Below are 3,933 nucleotides of genomic sequence, written 5' to 3'. Positions count from 1 at the left end.
CCACCGACGGCGGCACCACTTCCGGGTACTCGCTGATCGGCAGGATGGGAATCGTGATCAGGCCTGCGGCGAAGATCACGATCGACAGCACAGCCGCGAAGATCGGCCTGTCGATGAAGAAACGGGAAAAGTCCATGGAGGAATTCCTGGGAAAGGCGTTCGGCGGGCAACAGCCACCCTGCCCCTCGCCGATACGACGAAGGCAGGGAAGGCTGCCGCTGGCGCCGGCAGCTAAGCGGGGACGCGGATCAGGAGACGGCGGATCAGTGGTTCAGTGCGGCGGTGGCATCGCGGCCCGGTGCCGGCACGGCCTGCGGCTGCATTGCCACGGCCTTGGCCTGCACCGGCATGCCCGGCATGAAGACCTTCTGCACGCCGTCGATGATCACCTTGTCTCCTGCCGCCAGGCCGTGCTCGACGATACGCAGGCCTTCAGCGGTGCGGCCAAGCTGGATGTCGCGGCGCTGGGCCTTGCCATCCTTGTCGACCACGTAGACGTACTTGCGGTCCTGGTCGGTCAGCACGGCCTTGTCGTCGATCAGCAGGGCCTGGAACTGGCCGCTGCCAAGCAGCTGCACGCGGGCGAACAGGCCCGGCGTGAACTGGCGATCGGCGTTGTCCAGCAGCGCACGGACGCGGATGGTCCCGGTACTGCGGGCCACCTGGTTGTCGAGGAAGTCGACCTTGCCCGTGTGCGGGTAGCCTTCTTCACCGGACAGGCCGACCTTCACCGGCAGCGCGCTGTCACGCTCGCTCGGGCGCTCGCCCTTGCGTGCCATCTGGGCGTAGCGCAGGAAGGTGCTTTCGTCAGCATCGAAGTAGACGAACACCGTGTCCAGCGAGACCAGCGTGGTCAGCACGCTGGCGCTGTCGCCGGCGGTGACCAGGTTGCCGGCGGTGACCATCGCGCGGCCGGCACGGCCGTCGATCGGTGCCCGTACCTTGGTGAACTCAAGATTGAGGCGGGCTGCATCCAATGCTGCCTGCGCGGCCTGCACGGCGGCGCCGGACTGGTCGGCAGCCGCACGGCGCTGCTCGGCGGTCTCGGTGGAGATCGCCTGCTGCTCGGACAGCCGCTTGGCGCGCTCGGACTCGCTGCGGGCCAGCGTGGCCTGGGTACGGGCGCGGGCCAGTTCGGCGGCCGCCCGATCGTACTCGGCCTGGTAACTGCGCGCGTCGATGGTGAAGAGCACTTCGCCCTTCTTCACTTCCTGGCCTTCGACGTAGTTGACCTTGTCGATGTAACCGGACACGCGCGGACGCAGTTCAACGCTCTGCACCGCTTCGACGCGGCCACTGAACTCGTCCCACTGGCTGACCTGCTTGACCAGTACCGGCGCGGCGCTGACCTGCGGCGGCGGCGGTGCACCGGCTTCTTCGGCATGGCCGCCGCTGCAGGCTGCAAGCACGGCCGCGGCGAGGATCGACACGCCGGCCATCGCAATGCGATGTCCGAAACGATGTGGGGTGGTATTGGGGGAAGTCATGGCATGCATCCGTACGGAGGGGTGGTACAGCTATATGGGAACGTGTTGCAAAAATCGGCGGCGAATACTGCGACCTCAACCATGGTCGAGGTCAAGCGATGCCTGCGGTGTCGCGCCACAGCGGAGGAACTTCCAGGTGCAGCAGGCCACGCGGCAATTCGGCATCGCTGCTGTCGCAGCGGACGATGGCGCGGTTGTCGCGGCACCCATCAAGCAGGGAGACCACACGACGACCGACCAGCAGCGAGCTGGGCCACTCGATGCAGGCATTGGCCGCGTTGGCCGGGGTACACACCGGGCTGCAGACTTCCAGCATCTGCGCGCGCACGCCCAGCGCCTGCGCTTCCTGGTGCACCACCTGCGCGTACATGCGCAGTGCGGCGGTGGTGATCGAGGTCTCGCCGTATCCCGCCCAGGGCTTGGCGTTGGCCGGGCTGCCGATCATCACGTAACGGCGCGCATGCACGTTGTCCTGCAACAGCGGCAGCAGGTGGCGCACGGCGTGCACGTGCGGCATCAGGTCGGCCTGCATCGCGCCCAGCAGCTCATCGCCGTTGCGGTCGATCACCCGGCCGCGACGGTAGGGGCCACCCATTGCCGCGATCACCGCCGCCAGCGGACGCGGGCGCTGCGCGATGCGCTCGGCCAACGCGCGTGCCGAGCCGTCGTCGCTGAGCGAGCCCAGCAGCGTCTCCAGTCCGGGCTCATCCGCGAACTGCTCATGCAGCGCGGCCAGCCGGCCCGGATCGCGGCCAACCACCAGCACCGGGCTGCCGGCTTCCAGCAACGCGCCGACCACGCCCTGGCCGACGGCACCGGTACCGCCAAGGACCAGGACTTCGGGCGTCAGTATCCCATTCACGGGACATTTCCTCCCAAATCCGGGATAGTCCCAATTCGACGCAGGCGGTCGCCCTTGTGCGGGACCAGGCGGATGGCACCGCCACGCTGCTGACGCATGGGCGCGGTAAACTCACGAAAGTCCTTGTGTACCAAGGAACTCGGACGGGCTTCGACGGTCATCGCCAGGTCCAGGGTGTTCTGGCCGGCGTTCCGGAGTCGGGCAAGAATGTTGCGCAGGCTCATGGCGGACGGGCTCCAATTAACGAATGGCGCCACGATAGACCTCAAACCTTTACTTGATTAGTCCTGATTAAGGGGAATAATCATCCCGCTCCCGGTCCAATCGTTCTGTCACGATTGTCCCATCCCCGACGTCCAGGATCCCCGACCATGTCCCACGATCTCAACGAGACGCTGATCTTCGTCAAAGTGGTCGAGCAAGGCAGCTTCATTGCCGCTGCCAAATCGCTCGGCCTGCCCAAGACCACGGTCAGCCGCAAAGTGCAGGAGCTGGAAACGCGCCTGGGCGCGCGCCTGCTGCACCGGACCACGCGCCGCCTCGGCCTGACCGAAGCCGGTTCGATCTACCACGAACATTGCCAGCGCATCGCACGCGAGCTTGAAGAGGCCGAAAGCGCGGTGAGCCAGCTGCAGTCCGGCCCGCGCGGCTGGCTGCGCTTCACTGTGCCCTACTCGATCGGCATCACCTGGATTGCGCCGCTGCTCGGCCAGTTCCATGCGCAGTATCCAGAGATCCGCCTGGACATGCACATGGGTAACGAGAAGCTGGACCTGATCGCCGGTGAAGCGGACCTGGCGCTGCGCGTGGGTGCCCTGCCCGATTCCAATCTGGTCGCGCGCAAGCTGGGCAGCCTGCGCACGCAGGTGTTCGCCAGTCCGGCCTACATTGAGCGCTATGGCGAACCGCTGCATCCGGAAGAGCTGCAGTTCCATCGCATCCTGGCAATGCGCAAGCCGTACCACACCGGCAATTCGCCGCGCTTCACCTGGCAGCTGGGCGAGAACGGCGGCGAGCTGCGCGATTTCCCGGTCACCCCGCTGATGACCGCCAACGACATGTTTGCGTTGAATGGTGCATTGGTCTGTGGCGAAGGCCTGCTGCTGACCGGTGATGTGATGGCCAAGCCGTTCGTCGAATCGGGCATGGTGCGCCGCGTGCTGGCCGGCTGGACCGGCCCGGAAGTGGACTTCAATGCCGTGTTCGCCGGCGGCCGCCTGGTCTCGCCGAAGGTGCGTGCGTTTGTCGACTTCCTGGTCGAGAAGCTCAACTTCGATGCCAACTACATGCTGGCGCAGTGCCCCGGCGCGAAGCTGGCACAGCAGCAGAAGGCACAGGAAGATGCCGCGCTGGAAAGCAGTGGCAAGCGGATCCTGGAGAAGGTGGCCGCTTCGGCGGCGTAGCCGTATTTTGTGGAGGCTTCGGAGAAGCCGCGAACGGGAACGCTGTCGGTGGTGGCGGTTGCATCGGCGGCGCTGATCCTGCCGTCGGCGGCAGTGCTGCTGGCGGTGCTGGCGCTGCTGATCGCCTTCGGTGTGCCGTGGCTGGGCGTGCGTGGCCACGATGAGGAAGAAGCCGACCGCG

5 protein-coding genes are annotated in these 3,933 nt (G+C 66.3%); 1 reads left to right on the top strand and 4 read right to left on the bottom strand.

Translation table 11 applies throughout. From position 1 onward, the window contains the following. From ABGA94_RS13735 to ABGA94_RS13720, 4 genes are all read right to left on the bottom strand, one after another. Positions 1-136 (bottom strand): efflux RND transporter permease subunit (locus tag ABGA94_RS13735; protein ID WP_375367554.1); only part of this gene is annotated, 136 nt, incomplete at its 3' end. Positions 137-263: 127 nt separating this feature from the next. Next, positions 264-1,487: an efflux RND transporter periplasmic adaptor subunit gene (locus tag ABGA94_RS13730; RefSeq protein ID WP_069137872.1), complete on the bottom strand. Its 1,224-nt coding sequence runs from the start codon at positions 1,485-1,487 to the stop codon at positions 264-266. A gap of 91 nt (positions 1,488-1,578) precedes the next feature. Beyond that, complete coding sequence (locus ABGA94_RS13725; RefSeq protein ID WP_053499154.1) at positions 1,579-2,349, bottom strand: SDR family NAD(P)-dependent oxidoreductase; 771 nt, start codon at positions 2,347-2,349, stop codon at positions 1,579-1,581. After that, entirely contained in the window at positions 2,346-2,573 is a 228-nt protein-coding gene (locus tag ABGA94_RS13720; protein ID WP_049414419.1) for a hypothetical protein, read from the bottom strand. The genes ABGA94_RS13725 and ABGA94_RS13720 overlap by 4 nt, the downstream gene beginning before the upstream one ends. Before the next feature lie 147 nt (positions 2,574-2,720). Between ABGA94_RS13720 and ABGA94_RS13715 the strand changes: the two genes are divergently transcribed. Beyond that, positions 2,721-3,752 carry a LysR substrate-binding domain-containing protein gene (locus ABGA94_RS13715; protein ID WP_375367551.1) on the top strand — a complete coding sequence of 344 codons (1,032 nt, stop codon included), beginning with the start codon at positions 2,721-2,723 and terminating at the stop codon, positions 3,750-3,752. The last annotated feature ends 181 nt before the right edge of the window (positions 3,753-3,933 follow it).

Origin of the sequence: Stenotrophomonas sp. 3diitr2024 (genome assembly GCF_042136455.1) — a bacterium.
In the GTDB taxonomy this organism is placed as follows: domain Bacteria; phylum Pseudomonadota; class Gammaproteobacteria; order Xanthomonadales; family Xanthomonadaceae; genus Stenotrophomonas; species Stenotrophomonas sepilia.
This window is presented reverse-complemented; position numbering and strand designations above follow the sequence as displayed.

Excerpts from the sequence above, each read along its gene's own strand:
- ABGA94_RS13730 (WP_069137872.1), bottom strand. The coding sequence starts at position 1,487 with ATGACTTCCCCCAATACCACCCCACATCGTTTCGGACATCGCATTGCG.
- ABGA94_RS13720 (WP_049414419.1), bottom strand. The coding sequence starts at position 2,573 with ATGAGCCTGCGCAACATTCTTGCCCGACTCCGGAACGCCGGCCAGAAC.
- ABGA94_RS13715 (WP_375367551.1), top strand. The coding sequence starts at position 2,721 with ATGTCCCACGATCTCAACGAGACGCTGATCTTCGTCAAAGTGGTCGAG.